At 57.4% G+C, this 24177-nt stretch carries 23 protein-coding genes; 20 read left to right on the top strand and 3 right to left on the bottom strand.

Annotation, left to right across the window (positions count from 1 at the left end; all coding sequences use genetic code 11):
- Positions 1-88: 88 nt before the first annotated feature.
- The 6 genes from ftsY (at position 89) to livJ (ending at position 7074) form a co-directional block, all read left to right on the top strand.
- The gene (ftsY, locus tag IM303_RS18385) at positions 89-1549 is read left to right on the top strand and encodes a signal recognition particle-docking protein FtsY (protein WP_045631387.1); all 1461 of its coding nucleotides are present in this window, start codon (positions 89-91) and stop codon (positions 1547-1549) included.
- 2 nt (positions 1550-1551) lie between these two features.
- Positions 1552-2223 (top strand): cell division ATP-binding protein FtsE, encoded by a 672-nt coding sequence (ftsE, locus tag IM303_RS18380; protein ID WP_003861525.1) that lies wholly within the window; start codon positions 1552-1554, stop codon positions 2221-2223.
- Positions 2210-3265, top strand: a complete 1056-nt coding sequence (gene ftsX / locus IM303_RS18375) for a permease-like cell division protein FtsX (protein ID WP_193360155.1) — start codon at positions 2210-2212, stop codon at positions 3263-3265. The genes ftsE and ftsX overlap by 14 nt, the downstream gene beginning before the upstream one ends.
- A 251-nt stretch (positions 3266-3516) precedes the next feature.
- The gene (rpoH, locus tag IM303_RS18370; protein ID WP_028015143.1) at positions 3517-4374 is read left to right on the top strand and encodes an RNA polymerase sigma factor RpoH; all 858 of its coding nucleotides are present in this window, start codon (positions 3517-3519) and stop codon (positions 4372-4374) included.
- A 136-nt stretch (positions 4375-4510) separates the two neighbouring features.
- Positions 4511-5776, top strand: a complete 1266-nt coding sequence (locus tag IM303_RS18365; RefSeq protein WP_193360154.1) for a 4-aminobutyrate--2-oxoglutarate transaminase — start codon at positions 4511-4513, stop codon at positions 5774-5776.
- Positions 5777-5973: 197 nt separating this feature from the next.
- Positions 5974-7074 carry a branched chain amino acid ABC transporter substrate-binding protein LivJ gene (gene livJ, locus IM303_RS18360; RefSeq protein ID WP_072201786.1) on the top strand — a complete coding sequence of 367 codons (1101 nt, stop codon included), beginning with the start codon at positions 5974-5976 and terminating at the stop codon, positions 7072-7074.
- A 177-nt stretch (positions 7075-7251) separates the two neighbouring features.
- On the opposite strand, the gene panM is transcribed toward livJ, so the two are convergent.
- On the bottom strand, positions 7252-7635 hold the full coding sequence (panM, locus tag IM303_RS18355; protein WP_193360153.1) for an aspartate 1-decarboxylase autocleavage activator PanM: 384 nt from the start codon (positions 7633-7635) through the stop codon (positions 7252-7254).
- Positions 7636-8059: 424 nt separating this feature from the next.
- Here panM and livK point away from each other — a divergent pair, with 424 nt between their 5' ends.
- The 10 genes from livK to ugpQ all read left to right on the top strand — a co-directional run bounded on the left by livK (position 8060) and on the right by ugpQ (position 18113).
- On the top strand, positions 8060-9169 hold the full coding sequence (gene livK, locus IM303_RS18350; RefSeq protein ID WP_193360152.1) for a high-affinity branched-chain amino acid ABC transporter substrate-binding protein LivK: 1110 nt from the start codon (positions 8060-8062) through the stop codon (positions 9167-9169).
- 46 nt (positions 9170-9215) lie between these two features.
- Positions 9216-10142, top strand: coding sequence for a high-affinity branched-chain amino acid ABC transporter permease LivH (gene livH / locus IM303_RS18345; protein ID WP_048998298.1), 927 nt, complete (start codon positions 9216-9218; stop codon positions 10140-10142).
- A complete protein-coding gene (locus IM303_RS18340; protein WP_045631383.1) occupies positions 10139-11416 on the top strand; it encodes a high-affinity branched-chain amino acid ABC transporter permease LivM in 1278 nt (425 codons plus the stop codon). The genes livH and IM303_RS18340 overlap by 4 nt, the downstream gene beginning before the upstream one ends.
- On the top strand, positions 11413-12180 hold the full coding sequence (gene livG / locus IM303_RS18335; protein ID WP_028015149.1) for a high-affinity branched-chain amino acid ABC transporter ATP-binding protein LivG: 768 nt from the start codon (positions 11413-11415) through the stop codon (positions 12178-12180). The genes IM303_RS18340 and livG overlap by 4 nt, the downstream gene beginning before the upstream one ends.
- Before the next feature lies 1 nt (position 12181).
- Positions 12182-12895, top strand: coding sequence for a high-affinity branched-chain amino acid ABC transporter ATP-binding protein LivF (gene livF / locus IM303_RS18330; RefSeq protein ID WP_008500102.1), 714 nt, complete (start codon positions 12182-12184; stop codon positions 12893-12895).
- 256 nt (positions 12896-13151) lie between these two features.
- Complete coding sequence (gene ugpB, locus IM303_RS18325; protein WP_023310025.1) at positions 13152-14468, top strand: sn-glycerol-3-phosphate ABC transporter substrate-binding protein UgpB; 1317 nt, start codon at positions 13152-13154, stop codon at positions 14466-14468.
- A 106-nt stretch (positions 14469-14574) separates the two neighbouring features.
- Positions 14575-15462: a sn-glycerol-3-phosphate ABC transporter permease UgpA gene (gene ugpA, locus IM303_RS18320; RefSeq protein ID WP_193360151.1), complete on the top strand. Its 888-nt coding sequence runs from the start codon at positions 14575-14577 to the stop codon at positions 15460-15462.
- Entirely contained in the window at positions 15459-16304 is an 846-nt protein-coding gene (ugpE, locus tag IM303_RS18315; RefSeq protein WP_028015153.1) for a sn-glycerol-3-phosphate ABC transporter permease UgpE, read from the top strand. Before ugpA ends, ugpE begins: the two co-directional genes overlap by 4 nt.
- 1 nt (position 16305) lies before the next feature.
- Positions 16306-17376: a sn-glycerol-3-phosphate import ATP-binding protein UgpC gene (locus tag IM303_RS18310; RefSeq protein ID WP_028015154.1), complete on the top strand. Its 1071-nt coding sequence runs from the start codon at positions 16306-16308 to the stop codon at positions 17374-17376.
- Positions 17373-18113 carry a glycerophosphodiester phosphodiesterase gene (gene ugpQ, locus IM303_RS18305; RefSeq protein ID WP_048998292.1) on the top strand — a complete coding sequence of 247 codons (741 nt, stop codon included), beginning with the start codon at positions 17373-17375 and terminating at the stop codon, positions 18111-18113. Before IM303_RS18310 ends, ugpQ begins: the two co-directional genes overlap by 4 nt.
- On the opposite strand, the gene IM303_RS18300 is transcribed toward ugpQ, so the two are convergent.
- Entirely contained in the window at positions 18103-18474 is a 372-nt protein-coding gene (locus IM303_RS18300; protein WP_045260950.1) for a DUF2756 family protein, read from the bottom strand. The genes ugpQ and IM303_RS18300 overlap by 11 nt on opposite strands.
- Before the next feature lie 123 nt (positions 18475-18597).
- On the opposite strand from IM303_RS18300, the gene ggt reads away from it, so the two are divergent.
- Positions 18598-20343, top strand: a complete 1746-nt coding sequence (gene ggt / locus IM303_RS18295) for a gamma-glutamyltransferase (protein ID WP_193360150.1) — start codon at positions 18598-18600, stop codon at positions 20341-20343.
- 48 nt (positions 20344-20391) lie between these two features.
- Here the strand turns inward: ggt and yhhY are convergent, their stop codons facing one another.
- Positions 20392-20880: an N-acetyltransferase gene (yhhY, locus tag IM303_RS18290; RefSeq protein ID WP_028015158.1), complete on the bottom strand. Its 489-nt coding sequence runs from the start codon at positions 20878-20880 to the stop codon at positions 20392-20394.
- A gap of 256 nt (positions 20881-21136) precedes the next feature.
- Between yhhY and IM303_RS18285 the strand changes: the two genes are divergently transcribed.
- The 3 genes from IM303_RS18285 (at position 21137) to gntR (ending at position 24080) form a co-directional block, all read left to right on the top strand.
- Positions 21137-22174 carry an oxidoreductase gene (locus IM303_RS18285; protein ID WP_049137655.1) on the top strand — a complete coding sequence of 346 codons (1038 nt, stop codon included), beginning with the start codon at positions 21137-21139 and terminating at the stop codon, positions 22172-22174.
- Between the two features lie 123 nt (positions 22175-22297).
- Positions 22298-22993 carry a pirin family protein gene (locus IM303_RS18280; RefSeq protein ID WP_003861565.1) on the top strand — a complete coding sequence of 232 codons (696 nt, stop codon included), beginning with the start codon at positions 22298-22300 and terminating at the stop codon, positions 22991-22993.
- 91 nt (positions 22994-23084) lie between these two features.
- Positions 23085-24080 carry a gluconate operon transcriptional repressor GntR gene (gene gntR, locus IM303_RS18275; RefSeq protein ID WP_021242747.1) on the top strand — a complete coding sequence of 332 codons (996 nt, stop codon included), beginning with the start codon at positions 23085-23087 and terminating at the stop codon, positions 24078-24080.
- The last annotated feature ends 97 nt before the right edge of the window (positions 24081-24177 follow it).

Genomic DNA, 24177 nt, shown 5'->3' with positions numbered 1-24177 from the left:
GCGGTGATGTCAATTAAGTAAAGTGTTAGACTATTTCATCATTTTTTTAGCTTCCCTGTATATAGCGCCGCGAGGAGTGTAGTCGCAGATGGCAAAACAAAAAAAACGTGGCTTCTTTTCCTGGTTGGGTTTCGGTGAAAAAGAGCAAGAAACAGAACAGAAAACCGAAGAGCAACAGGTTGTAGAAGAGCAGTCACAGCCTGAAACGCCAGTCGAAACCGCTGCGGTTGTCGAAGCGGAAGAACCAGCGCACAGCAAAGAAGAGATTGAATCCTTTGCTGAAGAGGTGGTTGAGGTCACTGAGCAGGTTCAGGAGAGCGAGAAGCCAGAGCCGGTTATCGTAGAAACCCTTACCGAAGCGCCGCAGGCCGCTATCGAACACGAAGCGCTGCCGCTGCCCGAAGAGGTTAAAGCTGAAGAGGTTTCTGCCGAAGAGTGGCAGGCCGAAGCGGAAACCGTTGAAATCGTTGAGGCGGTGGAAGAAGAGGCGGCACTTGAGCCAGAGCTGACCGACGAAGAGCTGGAAGCTCAGGCGCTGGCGGCGGAAGCGGCTGAAGAAGCGGTAATCGTCGTGCCGGTGGAAGAGCAGGCCGAAGAAGAGATCGTTCAGGAGCAGGAAAAACCGACCAAAGAAGGTTTCTTCGCGCGCCTGAAGCGCAGCCTGCTCAAAACCAAAGAAAACTTAGGTTCCGGATTTATCAGTCTTTTCCGCGGCAAGAAGATCGACGACGATCTGTTTGAAGAGCTGGAAGAGCAGCTGCTGATTGCGGACGTGGGCGTGGAAACTACCCGTAAGATCATCGCCAACCTGACCGAAGGGGCGAGCCGCAAACAGCTGCGCGACGCCGAGGCGCTGTACGGCCTGCTGAAAGACGAGATGGGTGAAATTCTCGCAAAAGTTGACGAACCGCTTAATATTGAAGGCAAAACGCCATTTGTTATTCTGATGGTTGGCGTTAACGGCGTGGGTAAAACCACCACCATCGGCAAGCTGGCGCGCCAGTTTGAGCAGCAGGGCAAATCGGTGATGCTGGCGGCGGGCGATACCTTCCGTGCGGCAGCGGTTGAGCAGCTCCAGGTGTGGGGCCAGCGCAACAACATTCCGGTGATTGCCCAGCACACCGGCGCAGATTCCGCATCCGTGATTTTCGATGCCATCCAGGCGGCGAAGTCGCGTAACGTGGACGTACTGATTGCCGACACCGCAGGGCGTTTGCAAAACAAATCGCACCTGATGGAAGAGCTGAAGAAAATCGTTCGCGTCATGAAGAAGCTGGACGAAGATGCACCGCATGAAATTATGCTGACTATCGACGCCAGCACCGGGCAGAACGCCATTAGCCAGGCGAAGCTGTTCCATGAAGCGGTAGGGCTGACGGGGATCACGCTGACCAAACTGGACGGCACCGCGAAAGGCGGGGTGATCTTCTCCGTGGCCGACCAGTTCGGCATTCCTATCCGCTACATCGGTGTGGGCGAGCGTATTGAGGATTTGCGTCCGTTTAAGGCGGACGACTTTATTGAGGCATTATTTGCCCGAGAGGACTAACAATGATTCGCTTTGAACACGTCAGCAAGGCCTATCTCGGTGGGAGACAAGCGCTGCAGGGGGTGACGTTCCACCTGCAGCCAGGCGAGATGGCATTCCTGACCGGCCATTCCGGCGCGGGGAAAAGTACCCTGCTCAAGCTTATCTGTGGGATCGAACGGCCAAGCGCCGGGAAAATCTGGTTCAGCGGCCACGAAATTAGCCGTCTGAAAAACCGCGAAGTGCCGTTTCTGCGTCGTCAGATCGGCATGATTTTCCAGGATCACCACCTGCTGATGGATCGCACCGTTTTCGATAACGTGGCGATCCCGCTGATTATTGCCGGCGCCAGCTATGACGATATCCGCCGTCGCGTCTCTGCGGCGCTGGACAAGGTCGGGCTGCTGGACAAAGCGAAGAACTTCCCGATCCAGCTTTCCGGCGGTGAACAGCAGCGCGTGGGCATCGCCCGCGCGGTGGTGAACAAGCCTGCCGTACTGCTGGCGGATGAACCGACCGGTAACCTGGACGATGCCCTGTCCGAAGGGATTTTGCGTCTGTTTGAGGAATTCAACCGCGTAGGGGTAACGGTACTGATGGCGACGCACGACATGGGGCTGATTTCCCGTCGTTCGTACCGCATGCTGACCCTGAGCGACGGGCATTTGCACGGAGGCCACGGTGAACAAGCGTGATGCAATGAACCAGATTCGGCAGTTCGGCAACCGGTTCGACCGTTTCCGTAAGCCGCAGGGCGGCGGTGACGGCAATCGTAATGCGCCTAAGCGCCAGAAAGCGGCGCCGAAACCGGCCTCCCGCAAGACCAACGTGTTTAACGAACAGGTGCGCTACGCCTTCCACGGCGCGCTGCAGGACCTGAAAAGCAAACCGCTGGCGACGTTCCTGACGGTGATGGTGATTGCCATCTCCCTGACGCTGCCAAGCGTCTGCTACATGGTCTATAAGAACGTCAACCAGGCGGCTTCGCAGTATTACCCGTCACCGCAGATCACCGTTTATCTGGATAAAGCGCTCGACGATAACGCGGCGGCGCAGGTGGTCGGGCAAATCCAGGCCGAACAGGGCGTGGAGAAGGTGAATTATCTCTCCCGTGAAGAAGCGTTGGGCGAGTTCCGTAACTGGTCAGGCTTTGGCGGCGCGCTGGATATGCTGGAAGAGAACCCGCTGCCCGCCGTGGCGGTGGTGATCCCGAAGCTGGATTTCCAGGGTACCGATTCTCTGAATACCCTGCGCGACCGCATCACACGCATCAACGGGATTGATGAAGTGCGCATGGACGATAGCTGGTTTGCCCGTCTTGCGGCGCTGACCGGGCTGGTGGGGCGCGTGTCGGCGATGATCGGCGTGCTGATGGTGGCGGCGGTGTTCCTCGTCATCGGTAACAGCGTGCGTCTGAGCATCTTTGCGCGTCGCGATACCATCAACGTGCAGAAACTGATTGGCGCAACGGATGGTTTCATCCTGCGTCCGTTCCTCTACGGTGGCGCACTGCTCGGTTTCTCCGGCGCATTTCTTTCACTGTTATTGTCAGAAATTTTGGTGATGCGGCTTTCGTCTGCCGTCACAGAAGTGGCGCAGGTTTTCGGAACTAAGTTTGATATCAGCGGCTTAGGCTTCGATGAGTGCCTGCTGTTGCTGCTGGTGTGCTCCATGATCGGCTGGATTGCCGCATGGCTGGCAACGGTTCAACATTTACGCCACTTTACTCCCGACTAATAAAAGCGTGATATAATCTTTCCCTGCACCGAGATGTTCGCTCTGCAGGGAAAGCGTCCCTGTTGTCTCTTCCCCTGTTATCATCTCCATGTCACATTTTGTGCGTAATTTATTCACCGTTGCACCTGGAACTTGTGGATAAAATCACTGTCTGATAAAAGAGTGAATGCTAATCTCGTTGCTCAAACGCTTTGGCATGGTTGTTGCCTGACGGGGACAGCCTGGACCAGAAGAAACATTGAGAGGAATGAATGACCAAAGAAATGCAAACTTTAGCTTTAGCCCCTGTTGGTAACCTGGAATCTTACATCCGGGCTGCGAACACCTGGCCGATGTTAACGGCCGAGGAAGAAAAGGAGCTTGCTGAAAAGCTGCATTACCAGGGCGATCTGGAAGCAGCGAAAAAGCTGATCCTGTCTCACCTGCGCTTTGTTGTTCACATTGCTCGTAACTATGCGGGCTATGGCCTGCCGCAGGCGGACTTGATTCAGGAAGGTAACATCGGCCTGATGAAGGCTGTACGTCGCTTTAACCCGGAAGTGGGCGTGCGACTGGTCTCCTTCGCCGTACACTGGATCAAAGCAGAAATTCATGAATACGTGCTGCGCAACTGGCGTATCGTGAAAGTCGCCACGACAAAAGCGCAACGTAAGCTGTTCTTCAACCTGCGTAAAACCAAGCAGCGTCTGGGCTGGTTCAATCAGGATGAAGTGGAAATGGTGGCGCGCGAGCTGGGTGTATCCAGCAAAGACGTCCGTGAGATGGAATCCCGTATGGCCGCGCAGGACATGACCTTTGATATGTCCTCCGACGACGACGCCTCCGACAGCCAGCCGATGGCACCGGTTCTGTATCTGCAGGATAAAACCTCTAACTTTGCCGACGGCATTGAAGAGGACAACTGGGAAGATCAGGCCGCGAACAAGCTGACCCATGCGATGGAAGGCCTCGACGAGCGTAGCCAGGACATTATCCGCGCCCGCTGGCTGGACGAAGACAACAAGTCCACGCTGCAGGAGCTGGCCGACCGCTACGGCGTTTCTGCTGAACGTGTCCGTCAGCTTGAAAAGAACGCCATGAAAAAACTTCGCGCCGCTATCGAAGCGTAATTACTGCGAAGTACACCGAGAGCCCTCGAATGCAAATTCGGGGGTTTTGTTTTTTTAGCGCCCGCTCTGGCGAATTTCTCCCCCCTGGCAAACACTTACTGATGCGCTAAGCAGGCGATTTTCTCAGGGGGTCAGGGTGAAAAATAACGAACTGAATGACCGGCGTTTACAGGCGACGCCGCGCGGCATCGGCGTGATGTGTAACTTCTATGCTGATAAAGCCGAAAACGCCACGGTGTGGGGCGTGGAAGGCAATGAGTACATCGACTTCGCCGCCGGGATCGCGGTGCTGAATACTGGCCATCGCCATCCCAAAGTTATCTCCGCTATCGAAAAACAACTCCACGCTTTTACCCACACGGCCTACCAGATTGTGCCGTATGAGGGCTATGTGGCGCTTGCCGAGCGCATCAACCAGCGCGTGCCGATTAACGGCCCGGCCAAAACCGCCTTCTTCTCGACGGGTGCTGAAGCGGTCGAAAACGCGGTCAAAATTGCCCGCGCGTATACCAGACGCCCCGGCCTTATCACCTTCGGCGGCGCGTTCCACGGTCGCACCTTTATGACCATGGCGCTGACCGGTAAGGTCGCGCCGTACAAGCTGGGTTTCGGCCCGTTCCCCGGTTCGGTATACCACGCTCAATTCCCTGACGATCTGCACGGCATCAGCACGGCGGAAGCATTAAAAAGCCTGGAGCGCATCTTTAAGGCCGATATCGCCCCAGACCAGGTGGCGGCCATTATTCTCGAACCGGTTCAGGGAGAGGGCGGGTTCAACATTGCGCCCGCTGATTTTATGCAGGCGCTGCGCGCCCTGTGCGATACCCACGGAATTTTGCTGATTGCCGACGAGGTGCAAAGCGGCTTCGCCCGCACCGGCAAGCTGTTCTCGATGGAACACCACTGCGTGAAGCCGGACCTGATCACCATGGCAAAAAGCCTCGCGGGCGGGATGCCGCTCTCAGCGGTATCGGGCCGCGCCGAGGTGATGGACGCGCCTGCACCTGGCGGTCTGGGCGGTACCTACGCAGGTAACCCGCTGGCGATTGCCGCGGCGCACGCGGTGCTGGACGTGATTGATGAGGAAGATCTCTGCACGCGCTCGGCGCACCTCGGCCATCATCTGGTAGAAGTGCTCAACAAAGCGAAGGAAAACTGCCCGTTCATCGCCGACATCCGTGCCCAGGGCTCGATGGTCGCGGTAGAGTTTAACGATCCGCAATCCGGGCAACCGTCGCCGGAATTCACCCGGCAGGTGCAGGAGCGCGCGTTGAACGAAGGGCTGCTGCTCCTGAGCTGCGGCGTTTACGGCAACGTGATCCGCTTCCTCTATCCGCTTACCATCCCCGAAGCGCAGTTCCGTAAAGCGCTGGACATTATCTCCGCGTCGCTGACACGTTAAAGCCACCAGCCCGGCGGTAAATCCTGTCGGGCTTATCATATATTCATTTCAAATTAGCTATTCCAAAATCATAAAAATGGGGTATGTTTTAGCAGAGTATGCTGAAAAAGCGCGAACAGCACACCAATAACTGAAATAAAGCGCTGCACAACAACATCACAACAATCGTAATAACCATAATAATGGGGAATCTCAGGATGAACATGAAGGGTAAAGCGTTACTGGCAGGATGTATCGCGTTGGCATTCAGCACCATGGCGCAGGCAGATATTAAAGTGGCCGTGGTGGGCGCAATGTCCGGTCCGGTAGCACAGTACGGCGACCAGGAATTTACGGGCGCAGAACAGGCAGTTGCAGACATTAATGCTAAGGGCGGCATCAAGGGCGAAAAACTGCAGATCGTAAAATACGACGATGCCTGTGACCCGAAGCAAGCGGTCGCGGTGGCGAACAAAGTGGTCAACGACGGCATCAAATACGTTATCGGTCACCTGTGCTCCTCTTCTACTCAGCCCGCGTCTGACATCTACGAAGACGAAGGTATCCTGATGATCACCCCGGCTGCGACCGCACCGGAGCTGACCGCGCGCGGCTACAAGCTGACCCTGCGTACCACCGGTCTGGACTCCGATCAGGGCCCAACGGCGGCTAAGTACATTCTGGAAAAAGTGAAGCCGCAGCGTATCGCGATTGTTCACGACAAACAGCAGTATGGTGAAGGTCTGGCCCGTGCGGTGCAGGACGGTCTTAAAAAAGGCAATGCCAACGTGGTCTTCTTTGACGGGATCACCGCCGGCGAGAAAGACTTCTCCACCCTGGTGGCGCGTCTGAAGAAAGAGAATATCGATTTCGTTTACTACGGTGGCTACCACCCGGAAATGGGCCAGATCCTGCGCCAGGCGCGCGCTGCGGGTCTGAAAACCCAGTTCATGGGCCCGGAAGGCGTGGCGAACGTTTCCCTGTCTAACATCGCGGGTGAATCTGCCGAAGGTCTGCTGGTGACCAAGCCGAAGAACTACGACCAGGTGCCAGCGAACAAACCTATCGTAGATGCCATCAAGGCGAAGAAGCAGGATCCAAGCGGCGCGTTCGTCTGGACCACCTACGCAGCGCTGCAGTCTCTGCAGGCAGGTCTGAATCAGTCAGCCGATCCGGCTGAGATTGCCACCTGGCTGAAAGCGAACACGGTCGAGACCGTCATGGGGCCTCTCTCCTGGGACGCGAAGGGCGACCTGAAAGGCTTCGAGTTCGGCGTGTTTGACTGGCATGCCAATGGCACGGCGACAGACGCCAAATAATTTTCCCGTCGCCTTTCGCGCCGCAGGTGCGTTGGCTGCGTTATTCAACCCCGGTCACTTACTTATGTAAGCTCCCGGGGATTTCATAACTTGCCGCCTTCCTGCAACACGAAATGCTTGGGAAAATGCGGTAGAAATTGTAGGCCGGGTAAGGCGCAGCCGCCACCCGGCTTTCTTTTAGCGCTTCTCCCACCCGCTCTCCTGCGCCGTAAAGCCTAACGCCTGCATAAACGCCGCCATGACGTCTCGGTCTTCCACGCCCACGTCGGCCATCCACCATGATGTCACGCTCGGGTTTTCGCGGATCACTTCTTCAACTAAATACTGTCCCACGCCGCGACGACGGGTGACGTCACGTACGCGCAGCGAGTCCAGCGCCCCTTCTGTACCGCTCAGGGTGACGCGAACCGCGGCCAGCAGGCGCTCGTTAAAACGCGCAGCATAAATACGGTGGGTCTCATCCACGCGTAGCGAAGAAGGGGAATATTCCGGCCAGATCTTGCCCAGGTCGATATGATCCTGGTCGCTAAAGGTCACCAGACGCACGATAGTCAGTTTCATTAGCTACTTGTCCAAATCAAATTGAGTAGAGGCAGTGTACTCAATTTATTCACTTAGCGGCTTCCTCTTTTTATTCTCATACGCCAGGTGATTAGTTTTTTAGCAACGCGTTGGGCAGTTTGAAAACACATGGATCGAAAAATACGCAGAATTTTAACCTGATGGGTAGTGATTTATTCGGCGCTTTGTACCGTTATTTTATGCTGCAAACTGCACTTTTAGTTGTTTATCTCTGCCTGATTTCAGAATATTATCTTTGCTTAATCGCCTGAAAAATAGAGATTTTAGTCTGGTTTTTGACAAAAACCTGCGCTAAACCATTAAAGGCACTGGTAAAAATAGCGTTGTTCATTAAAAGTACAGAATGCTTTTTAACCATAATAAAACAAAATATAAACACGACATCACGAATGGGGATTCAGAGATGAAAAGGAACGCGAAGACGTTAATCGCGGGGATGGTCGCACTGTCGATCTCGCACGCTGCCATGGCGGAAGACATTAAAGTTGCGGTAGTGGGTGCGATGTCCGGACCGGTTGCCCAGTGGGGGGACATGGAGTTCAACGGTGCGCGCCAGGCCATCAAAGACATCAACGCTAAGGGCGGCATCAAGGGCGACAAGCTGGTGGGCGTAGAATATGACGACGCCTGCGATCCGAAACAGGCCGTTGCCGTCGCCAACAAAATCGTCAACGATGGCATCCAGTATGTGATCGGCCATCTGTGCTCGTCGTCCACCCAGCCCGCGTCTGACATCTACGAAGACGAAGGCATTCTGATGATCACCCCTGGCGCTACCAACCCGGAGCTGACCCAGCGCGGCTACCAGCACATCATGCGTACCGCGGGGCTGGACTCCTCGCAGGGGCCCACCGCCGCCAAATATATCCTTGAGACCGTTAAGCCCCAGCGTATCGCCATTATTCATGACAAACAGCAGTACGGCGAAGGCCTGGCGCGCTCCGTTCAGGACGGCCTGAAAAAAGGCGGCGCAAACATCGTCTTCTTCGACGGGATTACCGCCGGTGAAAAAGATTTCTCCGCGCTGATCGCCCGCCTGCAAAAAGAGAACATCGACTTTGTTTACTACGGCGGCTACTACCCGGAGATGGGCCAGATGCTGCGTCAGGCGCGCGCCACCGGTCTGAAAACCCAGTTTATGGGGCCTGAGGGCGTGGGCAATGCCTCCCTGTCCAACATCGCCGGGGATTCTGCCGAAGGCATGCTGGTGACGATGCCAAAACGCTATGACCAGGATCCGGCCAACAAGGCTATCGTGGATGCGCTCAAGGCGCAGAAGAAAGATCCGAGTGGTCCGTACGTCTGGATCACCTACGCCGCCGTGCAGTCTCTGGCCACCGCGCTGGATCGTACCGGCAGCAAAGAACCGCTGGATCTGGTGAAAGATTTAAAAGCAGACGGGGCGAACACCGTGATTGGGCCGCTGAACTGGGATGAGAAAGGCGATCTGAAGGGATTTGAGTTTGGTGTCTTTAAGTGGCACGCCGACGGTTCATCCTCGGCCGCCAAATAATTATCCCACCGCCCGGCATGACGGGCGGATATAAAAAGGTTTGCATATGTCCGAGCAGTTTCTCTATTTCCTGCAGCAGATGTTTAACGGCGTCACGCTGGGAAGCACCTACGCGCTGATCGCCATCGGCTATACGATGGTTTACGGCATTATCGGCATGATCAACTTCGCCCACGGCGAGGTGTACATGATCGGTAGCTACGTCTCCTTTATGATTATCGCCGCGCTGATGATGATGGGCATCGACAGCAGCTGGCTGCTGGTCGCCGCCGGGTTTGTCGGTGCGATCGTGATCGCCAGCGCCTACGGCTGGAGCATCGAGCGCGTGGCCTACCGGCCGGTGCGCAGCTCCAAGCGTCTTATTGCGCTGATTTCCGCGATCGGGATGTCGATCTTCCTGCAAAACTACGTCAGCCTGACTGAAGGTTCGCGCGACGTGGCGCTGCCAAGCCTGTTTAACGGCCAGTGGATTGTGGGGGCCAGCGAAAACTTCTCTGCCTCTATTACCACGATGCAGCTGGTGATCTGGGTCGTAACTTTTGTCGCCATGCTCGCTCTGACCCTGTTCATCCGCTACTCCCGCATGGGACGCGCCTGCCGCGCGTGCGCGGAAGACCTGAAGATGGCGAGCCTGCTCGGCATCAACACCGACCGCATAATTGCCCTGACCTTCGTGATTGGCGCGGCGATGGCGGCGGTGGCTGGCGTGCTGCTCGGCCAGTTTTACGGCGTAATTAACCCGTACATCGGCTTTATGGCCGGGATGAAAGCCTTCACCGCGGCGGTACTGGGCGGCATCGGCAGTATCCCTGGCGCGATGATCGGCGGCCTGATCCTGGGCGTGGCGGAAGCGCTCTCCTCGGCGTATCTGAGCACCGAATATAAAGACGTGGTGTCGTTTGCCCTGCTGATTCTGGTTCTGCTGGTGATGCCTACCGGTATTCTGGGCCGTCCGGAGGTAGAGAAAGTATGAAACCGATGCATTTTGCTATGGCGCTGCTCTCTGCCGCCATGTTCTTCGTGCTGGCCAGCGTCTTTATGGGCGTCCAGCTTGAGCTGAATGGCACCAAACTCGTTGTCGATACTGCAGCTGATATTCGCTGGCAGTGGGTCTTTATCGGCACCGCCGTGGTGTTCCTGTTCCAGCTGCTGCGCCCGCTGTTCCAGAAGACGCTGAAAAATGTCTCCGGACCGAAATTCGTCCTGCCGGCGATCGACGGTACAACGGTAAAACAGAAGCTGTTCCTCGTGGCGCTGCTGGTGGCTGCCGTGGCGTGGCCGTTTATGGTGTCGCGCGGCACGGTGGACATCGCCACCCTGACCATGATTTACGTGATCCTCGGCCTCGGTCTGAACGTGGTGGTGGGGCTGTCCGGCCTGCTGGTGCTGGGCTACGGCGGTTTCTACGCTATCGGCGCGTATACCTTTGCGCTGCTGAACCACTATTACGGCCTGGGCTTCTGGACCTGCCTGCCGCTGGCGGGGCTGGTCTCTGCCGCCGCAGGCTTCCTGCTCGGCTTCCCGGTGCTGCGCCTGCGCGGTGACTACCTGGCGATTGTGACCTTAGGCTTCGGTGAAATCGTCCGTATCCTGCTGCTCAACAACACCGAAGTGACCGGCGGCCCGAACGGCATCAGCCAGATCCCAAAACCGACCTTCTTTGGCCTGGAGTTCAGCCGTACCGCCCGCGAAGGCGGCTGGGATACCTTCAGCAACTTCTTTGGCATCAAATATGACCCGTCCGACCGCGTGATCTGGCTCTATCTGGTGGCGCTGCTGCTGGTGGTCATCACCCTGTTCGTGATCAACCGCCTGCTGCGCATGCCGCTGGGCCGAGCGTGGGAAGCGCTGCGCGAAGATGAGATCGCCTGCCGCTCTCTGGGCCTGAACCCGACCCGCATCAAGCTGACCGCGTTCACCATCAGCGCCGCGTTTGCCGGTTTCGCCGGCACGCTGTTCGCCGCGCGTCAGGGCTTCGTCAGCCCCGAGTCGTTCACCTTTGCCGAATCGGCCTTTGTGCTGGCGATTGTGGTACTCGGCGGGATGGGCTCGCAGTTCGCCGTTATCCTCGCGGCCATCCTGCTGGTGGTCTCTCGCGAGCTGATGCGCGACTTTAACGAATACAGCATGCTGATGCTGGGTGGTTTGATGGTGCTGATGATGATCTGGCGTCCGCAGGGTCTGCTGCCGATGACGCGTCCACAGCTGAAGCTTAAGAATGTGGAAGCGAAAGGAGAGCAGGCATGAGTCAGCCATTATTATCCGTAAACGGTCTGATGATGCGTTTTGGCGGCCTGCTGGCGGTCAACAACGTGAACCTGGACCTGCATAAAAAAGAGATCGTCTCCCTGATTGGCCCGAACGGCGCGGGGAAAACCACGGTCTTTAACTGTCTGACCGGCTTCTACAAGCCGACGGGCGGCACCATCATGCTGCGCGACCAGCACCTGGAAGGGCTGCCGGGCCAGCAGATTGCCCGCATGGGCGTGGTACGTACCTTCCAGCACGTGCGTTTGTTCCGCGAGATGACGGTGATTGAGAACCTGCTGGTGGCACAGCATCAGCAGCTGAAAACCGGCCTGTTCTCCGGCCTGCTGAAAACCCCGGCCTTCCGCCGCGCGCAGGAGGAGGCGCTCGATCGTGCCGCCACCTGGCTCGACCGCATCGGCCTGCTGCAGCACGCCAACCGTCAGGCGAGCAACCTGGCCTACGGCGACCAGCGTCGACTGGAGATTGTGCGCTGCATGGTGACCCAGCCGGAGATCCTGATGCTCGACGAACCGGCGGCGGGCCTCAACCCGAAAGAGACCAAAGAGCTGGACGAGCTGATTGCCGAGCTGCGCGATCATCACGACACCACCATCCTGCTGATTGAGCACGACATGAAGCTGGTGATGGGTATTTCGGACCGTATCTACGTGGTTAACCAGGGCACGCCGCTGGCAAACGGCACGCCGGAAGAGATCCGCAACAACCCGGACGTGATCCGCGCATACCTTGGTGAGGCATAAGATGGAAAAAGCGATGTTAACGTTCGACAAGGTCAATGCGCACTACGGCAAGATCCAGGCGCTGCACGACGTCAGCCTGCACATCAATCAGGGTGAAATCGTCACCCTGATTGGCGCCAACGGCGCGGGCAAAACCACGCTGCTCGGCACCCTGTGCGGCGACCCGCGCGCCACCAGCGGTCGGATTGTGTTCGATGGTAAAGACATTACCGACTGGCAGACCGCCAGAATCATGCGTGAGGCGGTGGCGATTGTCCCGGAAGGGCGCCGCGTCTTCTCCCGCATGACGGTGGAAGAGAACCTGGCGATGGGCGGGTTCTTCGCTCACCGCGATGAATACCAGACCCGCATCAAGTGGGTGTACGAACTCTTCCCGCGCCTGTGGGAGCGCCGCATTCAGCGTGCGGGCACCATGTCCGGCGGTGAACAGCAGATGCTGGCGATTGGCCGAGCGCTGATGAGCCAGCCGCGTCTGCTGCTTCTGGACGAGCCGTCGCTCGGTCTTGCACCGATCATCATCCAGCAGATATTCGACACCATCGAGCAGCTGCGCAAAGAGGGGATGACCATCTTCCTCGTCGAGCAGAACGCCAACCAGGCGCTGAAGCTCGCTGACCGTGGCTACGTGCTGGAGAACGGCCGCGTGGTGCTAGAAGACACCGGCGACGCGCTGCTGGCGAACGAAGCGGTGCGGAGCGCGTATTTAGGCGGTTAGATAAAAGCAAAAAGGCAACGCAAGTTGCCTTTTTTAGTGTTTTCTCCCTCTCCCTGTGGGAGAGGGCCGGGGTGAGGGCACCAGACCGCACCCAATGAAGCACCTAATTCCCTTCACACAACCATCATCCCCCTGACCCTTTACTGTCACTTATCTGTAAACAAACAGTTATTTTTCTGTCATTCGAGCATGTCATGTTACCTCGCGAGCATAAAACGCGTGATATCGCGCATCCGGCACAATAAGAGAGATGACAATGACATCGTTACGACACACAGCTTTGGGTCTGGCACTGGGTCTGGCTTTTGCGACGAACGCAATGGCTGTGACCACCATTCCGTTCTGGCATTCCATGGAAGGGGAGTTGGGTAAAGAGGTTGACTCCCTGGCGCAGCGTTTCAACGACACCCACCCGGATTACAAAATTGTGCCGGTGTACAAAGGTAACTACGAGCAGAGCCTGAGCGCGGGCATCGCCGCCTTCCGTACCGGCAACGCGCCTGCGCTGTTACAGGTGTATGAAGTGGGCACCGCCACCATGATGGCCTCGAAAGCTATCAAGCCGGTGTATGAAGTGTTCAAAGAGGCGGGTATCAACTTCGATGAATCCCAGTTCGTGCCGACCGTAGCGGGTTACTACACCGATTCCAAAACCGGTCACCTGCTGTCCCAGCCGTTTAACAGCTCCACGCCAGTGCTGTACTACAACAAAGACGCCTTCAAAAAAGCCGGTTTAGATCCGGAGCAGCCGCCAAAAACCTGGCAGGACCTGGCCGAATACACCGCGAAGCTGAAAGCGGCGGGCATGAAGTGCGGCTACGCCAGCGGCTGGCAGGGCTGGATCCAGATTGAGAACTTCAGCGCCTGGCACGGCCTGCCGGTTGCCACCAAAAACAACGGCTTCGATGGCACCGATGCGGTACTCGAGTTCAACAAACCGGAGCAGGTGAAGCACATTGCGCTGCTTGCCGATCTGAACAAGAAGGGCGACTTCAGCTACTTCGGGCGTAAAGACGAATCCACCGAGAAGTTCTACAACGGCGACTGCGCCATTACCACCGCCTCGTCCGGCTCGCTGGCGGATATCCGCCACTACGCCAAATTCAACTACGGCGTGGGCATGATGCCGTACGACGCCGACGTAAAAGGCGCGCCGCAGAACGCCATCATCGGCGGGGCGAGCCTGTGGGTGATGCAGGGTAAAGATAAGGGCACCTACAAAGGCGTCGCCGAGTTCCTCGACTTCCTGGCGAAGCCGGAAAATGCCGCCGAGTGGCACCAGAAGACCGGCTACCTGCCGATCACCAAAGCCGCGTACGATCTGACCCGCGAGCAGGGCTTCTACAGCAAAAACCCGGGTGCGGACATCGCGACGCGTCAGATGCTGAACAAGCCGCCGTTGCCGTTCACTAAAGGCCTCCGTCTGGGCAACATGCCGCAGATCCGCACCATCGTGGATGAAGAGCTGGAAAGCGTGTGGACCGGGAAGAAAACGCCACAGCAGGCGCTGGATTCCGCAGTAGAGCGCGGGAATCAGCTGCTGCGCCGCTTTGAGCAGTCGACGAAATCGTAATTTGTGATTCGCCCGGTGGCGCTGCGCTTACCGGGCCTACGACGTGCCCCATCCAGGCCGGGTAAGGCGCAGCCGCCACCCGGCATTGTTCAGGAACCCAATCTCCATGTCCTCATCCCGTCCGGTGTTTCGCTCCCGCTGGCTGCCGTACCTGTTGGTCGCGCCTCAGCTGGTCATCACCGTTATCTTCTTTATCTGGCCTGCGGGCGAAGCGCTGTGGTACTCGGTACAAAGCGTCGATCCGTTCGGGCTCTCCAGCCAGTTCGTCGGGCTGGACAACTTTACCGCGCTATTCCATGACAGCTACTACCTGGACTCCTTCTGGACGACGATCAGGTTCAGCGCGCTGGTGACCGTCAGCGGCCTTGTTGCCTCGCTGTTTTTCGCCGCGCTGGTGGACTACGTGGTGCGCGGCAGCCGCCTGTATCAGACCCTGATGCTGCTGCCTTACGCCGTGGCCCCCGCCGTTGCCGCTGTGCTGTGGATCTTCTTGTTTAACCCCGGACGCGGGCTGATTACTCACTTCCTGGCAGAGTTCGGCTACGACTGGAACCACGCCCAGAACAGCGGTCAGGCGATGTTCCTGGTGGTGTTCGCCTCGGTGTGGAAGCAGATCAGCTATAACTTCCTGTTCTTCTTTGCCGCGCTGCAGTCCATCCCGCGCTCGCTGGTGGAGGCCGCCGCGATTGACGGCGCAGGGCCGATCCGCCGCTTCTTCAGGCTGTCCCTGCCGATGATCGCCCCGGTGAGCTTTTTCCTGCTGGTGGTTAACCTCGTGTACGCTTTCTTCGACACCTTCCCGGTGATCGACGCCGCCACCGCGGGCGGCCCGGTCCAGGCGACCACCACGCTGATTTACAAAATCTACCGTGAAGGCTTCGCCGGGCTGGATCTCTCGGCCTCCGCCGCGCAGTCGGTGGTGCTGATGTTCCTCGTCATCATCCTCACGGTGGTGCAGTTCCGCTATGTTGAAAGTAAGGTGCGCTACCAATGATTGAGAACCGTCGCGGGCTGACGATTTTCAGCCACACCATGCTGATTTTAGGGATTATCGTCATCCTGTTCCCGCTGTACGTGGCCTTTGTCGCCGCCACGCTGGACACTAAAGCGGTGTTCGACACGCCGATGACGCTGATCCCGGGCGGGCATCTTTTCGAGAACATGAAAACCATCTGGACCCAGGGCGTGGGCGCCAACAGTGCGCCGTTCTGGCTGATGATGCTCAACAGCTTCATCATGGCGTTCGGCATTACGGTTGGCAAAATTACGGTGTCGATGCTCTCGGCCTTCGCCATTGTCTGGTTTCGCTTTCCGCTGCGTAACCTGTTCTTCTGGATGATTTTCATCACCCTGATGCTACCGGTGGAGGTGCGTATTTTCCCGACGGTGGAGGTGATTGCCAACCTGAAGATGCTGGACAGCTACGCGGGCTTAACCCTGCCGCTGATGGCCTCGGCGACCGCCACCTTCCTGTTCCGCCAGTTCTTTATGACCCTGCCGGACGAGCTGATTGAGGCCGCGCGCATCGACGGCGCCTCCCCGATGCGCTTCTTCCGCGACATCGTGCTGCCGCTGTCGAAAACCAACCTTGCGGCGCTGTTTGTGATCACCTTTATCTACGGCTGGAATCAGTACCTGTGGCCGCTGCTGATTATTCAGGACGTCAACCTCGGCACCGCCGTGGCGGGCATCAAAGGCATGATCGCCACCGGTGAAGGCACCACCCTCTGGAACCAGGTGATGGCGGCGATGCTGCTCACCCTAATCCCACCCGTAGTCATTGTTTTAGCCATGCAGCGCGCGTTTGTCCGCGGCCTGGTCGATAGCGAGAAATAAGATGGCAGGTTTAAAACTTCAGGCAGTTACCAAAAGCTGGGACGGTAAAACCCAGGTCATTCAGCCGCTGACGCTCGACGTGGCGGACGGCGAATTTATCGTGATGGTCGGCCCGTCCGGCTGCGGGAAGTCCACGCTGCTGCGCATGGTGGCGGGGCTGGAGCGCGTGACCTCGGGGGACATCTGGATTGACCGCCAGCGCGTCACCGAGATGGAGCCGAAAGACAGGGGCATCGCGATGGTGTTCCAGAACTACGCCCTCTATCCGCACATGAGCGTGGAAGAGAACATGGCCTGGGGGCTGAAAATCCGCGGCATGGGCAAAGGCCATATCGAGGAGCGCGTGAAAGAAGCCGCCCGCATTCTGGAACTCGACGGCCTGCTGAAGCGCCGCCCGCGCGAGCTCTCCGGCGGCCAGCGCCAGCGCGTGGCAATGGGGCGCGCTATCGTGCGTGACCCGGCGGTATTCCTGTTCGACGAGCCGCTGTCTAACCTTGACGCCAAGCTGCGCGTGCAGATGCGCCTCGAATTGCAGCAGCTGCACCGTCGTCTGAAAACCACGTCACTGTACGTGACCCACGATCAGGTCGAAGCCATGACTCTCGCCCAGCGCGTAATGGTGATGAACAAAGGCGTTGCCGAGCAGATTGGCACCCCGGTGGAAGTGTACGAAAAACCGGCCACCCGCTTTGTGGCGAGCTTTATCGGCAGCCCGGCGATGAACCTGCTGGAAGGGCGCATCAGCAGCGCGGGCACCCACTTTGAACTGGAAAGCGGGATGGCGCTGCCGATCAACTGGTACTATCGTGGCTACGCCGGGCGTAAGATGACGCTCGGTATCCGCCCCGAGCATATTGGTTTAACCTCACAGGCGGACGGCGGCGTGCCGCTGGTGATGGACACGCTGGAGATGTTGGGTGCAGATAACCTGGCGCATGGGCGCTGGGGCGAGCAAAAAATGGTGGTGCGCCTGGCGCATCAGGAGCGCCCGAAAGCGGGCAGCACGCTGTGGCTCCACCTGCCGGAAAACCATCTGCACCTTTTTGACGGTGAAACAGGACAACGAGTATGAGCAACTGGCCTTATCCCCACGTCGTCGCCCACCGCGGCGGCGGTAAGCTGGCCCCGGAAAACACCCTGGCGGCGATCGATGTCGGCGCGCGCTACGGCCACACGATGATCGAGTTCGACGCCAAGCTGTCGAAGGACGGCGAAATTTTCCTGCTGCATGACGACAATCTTGAACGCACCAGCAACGGCTGGGGCGTGGCGGGTGAACTGCCGTGGCGCGATCTGCTGAAGGTGGACGCCGGAAGCTGGTATAGCGGCGAGTTCAAAGGCGAACCGCTGCCCCTGCTGGCGGAAGTGGCCGATCGCTGTCGCCAGCACGGCATGATGGCGAACATCGAAATCAAACCGACCACCGGCACCGGGCCGCTGACGGGCAAAGTGATTGCCCTTGCCGCGCGCGAGCTGTGGGAAGGCATGACCGCGCCGCTGCTGTCGTCGTTTGACATCGACGCGCTGGAGGCCGCACAGGCAGCCGTACCTGAGCTGCCGCGCGGGCTGCTGCTGGACGAGTGGCGTGAGGACTGGCGTGAACTGACGGGCCGCTTAGGCTGCGTCTCTATCCATCTGAACCACAAGCTGCTGGATGAGTCGCGGGTGAAAATGCTGAAAGAAGCGGGTCTGCATATTCTGGTCTACACCATTAACAAACCCCAGCGCGCAGCCGAGCTGCTGCGCTGGGGCGTGGACAGTATCTGTACCGATGCGATTGACCAGATCGGCCCGAAATTTATTTATTGAGCATACTGCCGTTCTGCTGGGTCGGCAGCATATGCTGCTGACCGCTGCTTTGCGACATCCCGCCCCCTAACATCCCGCCGTTTTTATTTGGCAGCGGCTGCTCGCGCACCTGACCCTGCTGCACCCGCTGGGTGTTGGCGTTCATCTGGTTTTGCAGGCTCTGCTGCTGCATCTGGGTCTGCGTTCTCAGTTGCTGATTGAGCATCCCTTTCTGCTGCTGTTGCTGGCTCATCATCTCGGTCTGCATGCGCTGCTGGCTCGGGATAACGTAACCCTGCTGGTTCGGGTTATTCATGGTGTTGAGTGGCTGTGCGAGCGCGGCAAACGGGATCAGCGCCGCAATAATCATCAAGCGTTTCATTGTCATTTCCTCCTCTTGAGGCCTCTCTTAAGTTTACCCTGATTTCACCATGACGATGATTTTTTAGGAGTTGTGAACCAGGCTTAAGCGGGGAATATGGATCCCTTCACCTGGAGAACAATAATGATGAAACCAACCTTCTTGCGCTGGGTCGCCATCGCCGCGCTGATGGCAGGCGGCACATTTACCGTGGCGGCCAACCCGCCCGCCGCTCCTCCCGTCTCTTACGGCGTGGAGGAGGATGTTTTTCACCCCGTGCGGGCCACGCACGGCATGGTGGCCTCGGTTGACGCGCTGGCGACCCAAGTGGGCGTTGATATTCTTAAGCAGGGCGGTAACGCGGTGGATGCGGCGGTCGCGGTCGGGTACGCGCTGGCGGTAACGCATCCGCAGGCAGGGAATCTGGGCGGCGGCGGCTTTATGATGCTGCGCACCAAAGACGGCAAAACTACGGCCATCGACTTCCGCGAAATGGCGCCTTCTCAGGCGTCCCGCGATATGTTCCTCGACGACCAGGGGAACCCGGACAGTAAAAAATCCCTGACCTCGCACCTCGCCTCCGGCACGCCGGGCACCGTTGCGGGCTTCTCGCTGGCGCTGGAAAAATACGGCACGATGCCGCTGAACAAGGTGGTGCAGCCTGCCATCAGGCTGGCGCGGGAGGGCTTTGTGGTCAATGACGCCCTGGCGGACGACCTCAAGACCTACGGCAGTGAAGTCATTCCCAATCACGAAAGCAGCAAGGCGATCTTCTGGAAGGACGGTGAGCCGCTGAAGAAGGGCGATAAGCTGGTACAGAAGAATCTCGCCAAAAGCCTGGAGCTGATTGCGGAGCACGGCCCGGACGCGTTCTACAAAGGGGCGATTGCCGACCAGATTGCCGAAGAGATGCAGAAGAACGGCGGGCTTATCACCAAAGCGGATCTGGCGGAATACAGGGCGGTGGAGCGCGAGCCGATTAGCGGCACCTATCGCGGCTACGAGGTGTTCTCCATGCCGCCGCCGTCCTCCGGGGGCATTCACATCGTGCAGATCCTCAATATTCTTGAAAACTTTGATATGCACAAGTTCGGCTTCGGCAGCGCGGATGCCATGCAGGTGATGGCGGAGGCGGAAAAACGCGCCTATGCCGACCGTTCGGAATACCTCGGCGATCCGGACTTCGTGAAGGTGCCGTGGCAGGCGCTGACCAACAAGGCGTATGCAAAATCCATTGCCGATCAGATCGACATCAACAAGGCTAAGCCGTCGAGCGAGATCCGCCCCGGCAAGCTGGCGCCGTATGAAAGCAACCAGACCACCCACTTCTCGGTGGTGGATAAAGACGGCAATGCGGTGGCGGTGACCTACACGCTCAACACTACCTTTGGTACCGGGATCGTAGCGGGCAACAGCGGCATTCTGCTGAACAACGAGATGGATGACTTCTCCGCCAAGCCGGGCGTGCCGAACGTCTACGGACTGGTCGGCGGCGATGCGAATGCGGTGGGGCCGAAGAAGCGTCCGCTGTCGTCCATGTCGCCAACCATCGTGGTGAAAGACGGGAAAACCTGGCTGGTGACCGGCAGCCCTGGCGGGAGCCGCATCATAACTACCGTGCTACAGATGGTGGTGAACAGCATCGACTTTGGCATGAACGTCGCCGAGGCGACCAATGCGCCGCGTTTCCATCATCAGTGGCTGCCGGACGAGCTGCGCGTGGAGAAGGGCTTTAGCCCGGACACCATCAAGCTGCTGGAGCAGCGCGGACAGAAGGTGGCTGTGAAAGAGGCGATGGGCAGCACCCAGAGCATTATGGTGGGGCCAGACGGCGCGCTGTTTGGCGCGTCGGATCCGCGTTCGGTGGATGATTTGACGGCGGGGTACTGATTATTCCCCTCACTCTAACCCTCTCCCCATAGGGGAGAGGGGAGTGTGTCACTTCATTCTCGCCATGAAGTACGCGTCCACATATTCGCCGTTGCGCAGGGCGTAGCGCTTGCCGGTGCCTTCAATTTCGAACCCGTGCTTTTTGTACACCGCGATTGCCGGTTCGTTATCAACAAATACCGTTAACTCAATGCGATCGACGCGCAGCCAGTTGTCGCACATATCAATCATGGTTCGCATCAGCGCGCTGGCAACGCCCCGATTTTGCCATTGCGCACCCACACAAATACCGAAATCGGCAACGTGGCTGCGACGCGGGCGTTGTGCGACGGCAATGCACAGGTGCCCGGCGACGGTCCCGTCGATACAAGCCACCAGCTGTTTAATGCCGGGCTGATCGGTTAGCCGGTCATGCCACATCTGCTCTGAGGGATGAGGAACCTGTAGCGTGTTGTGGTACACCTCCGGCTGGGCGTGGATCTGACGAATGGCATCGTAATCTCTCGGTTCAGCGTGGCGTATCACTATCTCACTCATTGCTTGTTCCTCAGTCGGTTAAAAGTCCCCTCCAACATCAATGACTTTAAAATTTGAGTCAACCGCTATTTTTTGCAAAAAGTATTGGACAAGTGCGAATGAGAATGATTATTATTGCTTTGCATTCAGGAGGACCCCTACGGGAACCTGAAAGCACGACATTGCTCACATTGCTTCCAGTATTACTTTAGCCAGCTTCTCGCTGGCTTTTTTTTTGTTATGGTTAAACTCAGTAACCTTCTAAAAGGACTGAGCCATGACACTACATTGCGCATTTATTGGATTTGGCAAAAGCACCACGCGTTACCACCTTCCGTATGTCCTCCACCGTAAAGACACCTGGCATGTGGCCCATATTTACCGCCGCCGCGCGAAGCCGGAAGAGCAGTCCCCGCAGTACTCCCACATTCACTTCACCAGCGATCTCGATGAAGTATTGAATGACCCGCAGGTAAAGCTGGTGGTAGTCTGCACCCATGCCGACAGCCATTTTGACTATGCGAAACGCGCGCTCGAAGCGGGGAAGAACGTGCTGGTGGAAAAGCCGTTCACCCCGACCATTGCCGAAGCGAAAGCGCTGTTTACGCTGGCGAAAAACAAAGGGCTGACCGTCACACCGTATCAGAACCGTCGCTTTGACAGCTGTTTCCTGACGGCGAAAAAGGCGATTGAGAGCGGCAAGCTTGGCGACATTGTGGAAATCGAAAGCCACTTCGATTACTACCGCCCGGTGGCGGAAACCCAGCCCGGCCTGCCGCAGGACGGCTCGTTCTATGGTCTGGGCGTGCACACCATGGACCAGATCATCTCCCTGTTTGGCCGCCCGGACCACGTGGCTTACGACATCCGCAGCCTGCGCAATAAAGCCAACCCGGACGACACCTTCGAGGCGCAGCTGTTCTACGGCGACCTTAAGGCTATCGTTAAAACCAGTCATCTGGTGAAAATCGACTACCCAAAATTTATCGTTCATGGCACCAAAGGTTCGTTCATTAAGTACGGCATTGACCAGCAGGAGACCAGCCTGAAGGCCAACATCATGCCGGGCGAACCGGGCTTTGCGGCGGACGATTCCGTGGGCGTGCTGGAGTATGTGAACGATGAGGGCGTAACGGTCAAAGAAGAGCTGAAACCGGAAACCGGCGACTATGGCCGCGTCTACGATGCGCTGTATGAAACCCTTACCAGCGGCGCGCCGAATTACGTCAAGGAATCTGACGTTCTGACCAACCTTGAAATCCTTGAGCGGGCCTTCGAGCAGGCTTCTCCTGCCACGGTAACCCTCGCGAAATAAGCAAAAACGGCTCCTCTGGGCTTGTTCATAATTTTTGAACAGAGGAGTCAATTTTCACCCTCTATGATCCCCGACCGTTTGAGTCCACACTTACTCCATCGAAACGAACTGAGGGTGAAAACAATGATCTACTTACGCAAAGCAAACGAACGCGGTCACGCAAATCATGGCTGGCTGGACTCATGGCATTCATTCTCGTTTGCCGATTACTACGACCCGAACTTCATGGGCTTCTCCGCTCTGCGCGTGATTAACGACGACGTGATTGATGCAGGCCAGGGCTTCGGTACCCACCCGCACAAAGACATGGAAATCCTGACCTATGTGCTGGAAGGGGCGGTTGAGCACCAGGACAGCATGGGCAACAAAGAGCAGGTTCCAGCGGGCGAGTTCCAGATTATGAGCGCGGGTACCGGGGTGCGTCACTCTGAGTACAACCCGAGCAAAACGGAAAAACTGCACCTGTATCAAATCTGGATCATTCCAGAAGAGACCGGCATCACGCCACGCTACGAGCAGCGCCGCTTCGACGCGAAACAGGGCAAACAGCTGGTGCTGTCCCCGGACGCGCGTGAAGGTTCCCTGAAAGTGCATCAGGATATGGAGCTGTACCGCTGGGCGCTGGCGAAAGACGAGCAGTCCGTGCACCAGATTGCCGCCAACCGCCGCGTCTGGATCCAGGTGGTGAAAGGGGAAGTGTCTATCAACGGCACCAAAGCCACCACCGCCGATGGTCTGGCCGTCTGGGATGAGCAGGCGCTCTCCGTGCACGCCGACAGCGAAAGCGAAATCCTGCTGTTTGACCTGCCTCCGGTCTAAATAATTTCTCAACCTTCCCTTTAAACGGGGAAGGTTGAGCTTTGTCCGTGATAAACTGAGCAAATCTCTCACTTCAAGATTTCTCAGGACGATGAAAAAGAAACGCCCCGTACTTCAGGATGTCGCCGATCGCGTCGGTGTGACCAAAATGACGGTCAGCCGTTTTTTACGTAACCCGGAACAGGTTTCCGTGGCGTTGCGTGGCAAGATTGCCGCCGCCCTTGATGAACTGGGTTATATTCCCAACCGCGCCCCCGATATTCTCTCCAATGCGACCAGCCGTGCGGTGGGCGTTCTGCTTCCTTCCCTGACCAACCAGGTTTTCGCTGAAGTTCTGCGCGGCATTGAAAGCGTTACCGATGCGTTTGGCTACCAGACCATGCTCGCTCACTATGGGTACAAGCCGGAACTGGAAGAGGAACGTCTTGAATCAATGCTTTCCTGGAACATTGACGGCCTGATTTTAACCGAGCGTACCCACACTGCCCGCACGCTCAAAATGATTGAAGTCGCCGGTATTCCGGTGGTGGAGCTCATGGACAGCCAGTCGCCATGCCTCGACATCGCCGTTGGGTTCGATAACTTTGAAGCGGCACGTCAGATGACAGCGGCGATCATCGCCCGCGGTCATCGTCATATTGCCTATCTGGGTGCGCGTCTTGATGAACGTACTATCATCAAACAGAAGGGATACGAGCAGGCGATGCTCGACGCAAATTTAACCCCGTACAGCGTGATGGTGGAGCAGTCCTCATCTTACACCTCGGGTATTGAGCTGATGCGTCAGGCACGACGCGAGTATCCGCAACTGGACGGTATTTTCTGTACCAACGATGACCTTGCGGTCGGTGCAGCGTTTGAATGCCAGCGTCTGGGGCTGAAGATCCCTGATGACATGGCGATTGCCGGCTTCCACGGTCACGACATCGGTCAGGTGATGGAGCCGCGTCTGGCGAGCGTTCTAACACCGCGTGAACGCATGGGCCGCATTGGTGCAGAACGCCTGCTGGCGCGCATTCGTGGAGAGACGGTTACCCCTAAAATGTTAGATTTAGGTTTCACCTTGTCACCGGGTGGATCTATTTGAACTGACAAATTTGAAGTAGCTCACACTTATTCACTTCGCGCACGTTTGGATATTGCTTCTCTTTTGCCCCAGCAGGACAATGTTACCGATAACTGTT

Source organism: Enterobacter cloacae complex sp. P38RS, from assembly GCF_014930775.1.
Taxonomy (GTDB): domain Bacteria; phylum Pseudomonadota; class Gammaproteobacteria; order Enterobacterales; family Enterobacteriaceae; genus Enterobacter; species Enterobacter bugandensis.
The sequence above is the reverse complement of the archived record's forward strand: the minus strand, read 5'-3'. Positions and strand labels throughout refer to the sequence as shown.

What these genes read in the sequence shown, in the direction of transcription:
- ftsY (WP_045631387.1), top strand. Translation starts at nt 89, where the DNA reads ATGGCAAAACAAAAAAAACGTGGCTTCTTTTCCTGGTTGGGTTTCGGT.
- ftsE (WP_003861525.1), top strand. Translation starts at nt 1,552, where the DNA reads ATGATTCGCTTTGAACACGTCAGCAAGGCCTATCTCGGTGGGAGACAA.
- rpoH (WP_028015143.1), top strand. Translation starts at nt 3,517, where the DNA reads ATGACCAAAGAAATGCAAACTTTAGCTTTAGCCCCTGTTGGTAACCTG.
- livJ (WP_072201786.1), top strand. Translation starts at nt 5,974, where the DNA reads ATGAACATGAAGGGTAAAGCGTTACTGGCAGGATGTATCGCGTTGGCA.
- panM (WP_193360153.1), bottom strand. Translation starts at nt 7,635, where the DNA reads ATGAAACTGACTATCGTGCGTCTGGTGACCTTTAGCGACCAGGATCAT.
- livK (WP_193360152.1), top strand. Translation starts at nt 8,060, where the DNA reads ATGAAAAGGAACGCGAAGACGTTAATCGCGGGGATGGTCGCACTGTCG.
- livH (WP_048998298.1), top strand. Translation starts at nt 9,216, where the DNA reads ATGTCCGAGCAGTTTCTCTATTTCCTGCAGCAGATGTTTAACGGCGTC.
- IM303_RS18340 (WP_045631383.1), top strand. Translation starts at nt 10,139, where the DNA reads ATGAAACCGATGCATTTTGCTATGGCGCTGCTCTCTGCCGCCATGTTC.
- livG (WP_028015149.1), top strand. Translation starts at nt 11,413, where the DNA reads ATGAGTCAGCCATTATTATCCGTAAACGGTCTGATGATGCGTTTTGGC.
- livF (WP_008500102.1), top strand. Translation starts at nt 12,182, where the DNA reads ATGGAAAAAGCGATGTTAACGTTCGACAAGGTCAATGCGCACTACGGC.
- ugpB (WP_023310025.1), top strand. Translation starts at nt 13,152, where the DNA reads ATGACATCGTTACGACACACAGCTTTGGGTCTGGCACTGGGTCTGGCT.
- ugpA (WP_193360151.1), top strand. Translation starts at nt 14,575, where the DNA reads ATGTCCTCATCCCGTCCGGTGTTTCGCTCCCGCTGGCTGCCGTACCTG.
- ugpE (WP_028015153.1), top strand. Translation starts at nt 15,459, where the DNA reads ATGATTGAGAACCGTCGCGGGCTGACGATTTTCAGCCACACCATGCTG.
- IM303_RS18310 (WP_028015154.1), top strand. Translation starts at nt 16,306, where the DNA reads ATGGCAGGTTTAAAACTTCAGGCAGTTACCAAAAGCTGGGACGGTAAA.
- ugpQ (WP_048998292.1), top strand. Translation starts at nt 17,373, where the DNA reads ATGAGCAACTGGCCTTATCCCCACGTCGTCGCCCACCGCGGCGGCGGT.
- IM303_RS18300 (WP_045260950.1), bottom strand. Translation starts at nt 18,474, where the DNA reads ATGAAACGCTTGATGATTATTGCGGCGCTGATCCCGTTTGCCGCGCTC.
- ggt (WP_193360150.1), top strand. Translation starts at nt 18,598, where the DNA reads ATGATGAAACCAACCTTCTTGCGCTGGGTCGCCATCGCCGCGCTGATG.
- yhhY (WP_028015158.1), bottom strand. Translation starts at nt 20,880, where the DNA reads ATGAGTGAGATAGTGATACGCCACGCTGAACCGAGAGATTACGATGCC.
- IM303_RS18285 (WP_049137655.1), top strand. Translation starts at nt 21,137, where the DNA reads ATGACACTACATTGCGCATTTATTGGATTTGGCAAAAGCACCACGCGT.
- IM303_RS18280 (WP_003861565.1), top strand. Translation starts at nt 22,298, where the DNA reads ATGATCTACTTACGCAAAGCAAACGAACGCGGTCACGCAAATCATGGC.
- gntR (WP_021242747.1), top strand. Translation starts at nt 23,085, where the DNA reads ATGAAAAAGAAACGCCCCGTACTTCAGGATGTCGCCGATCGCGTCGGT.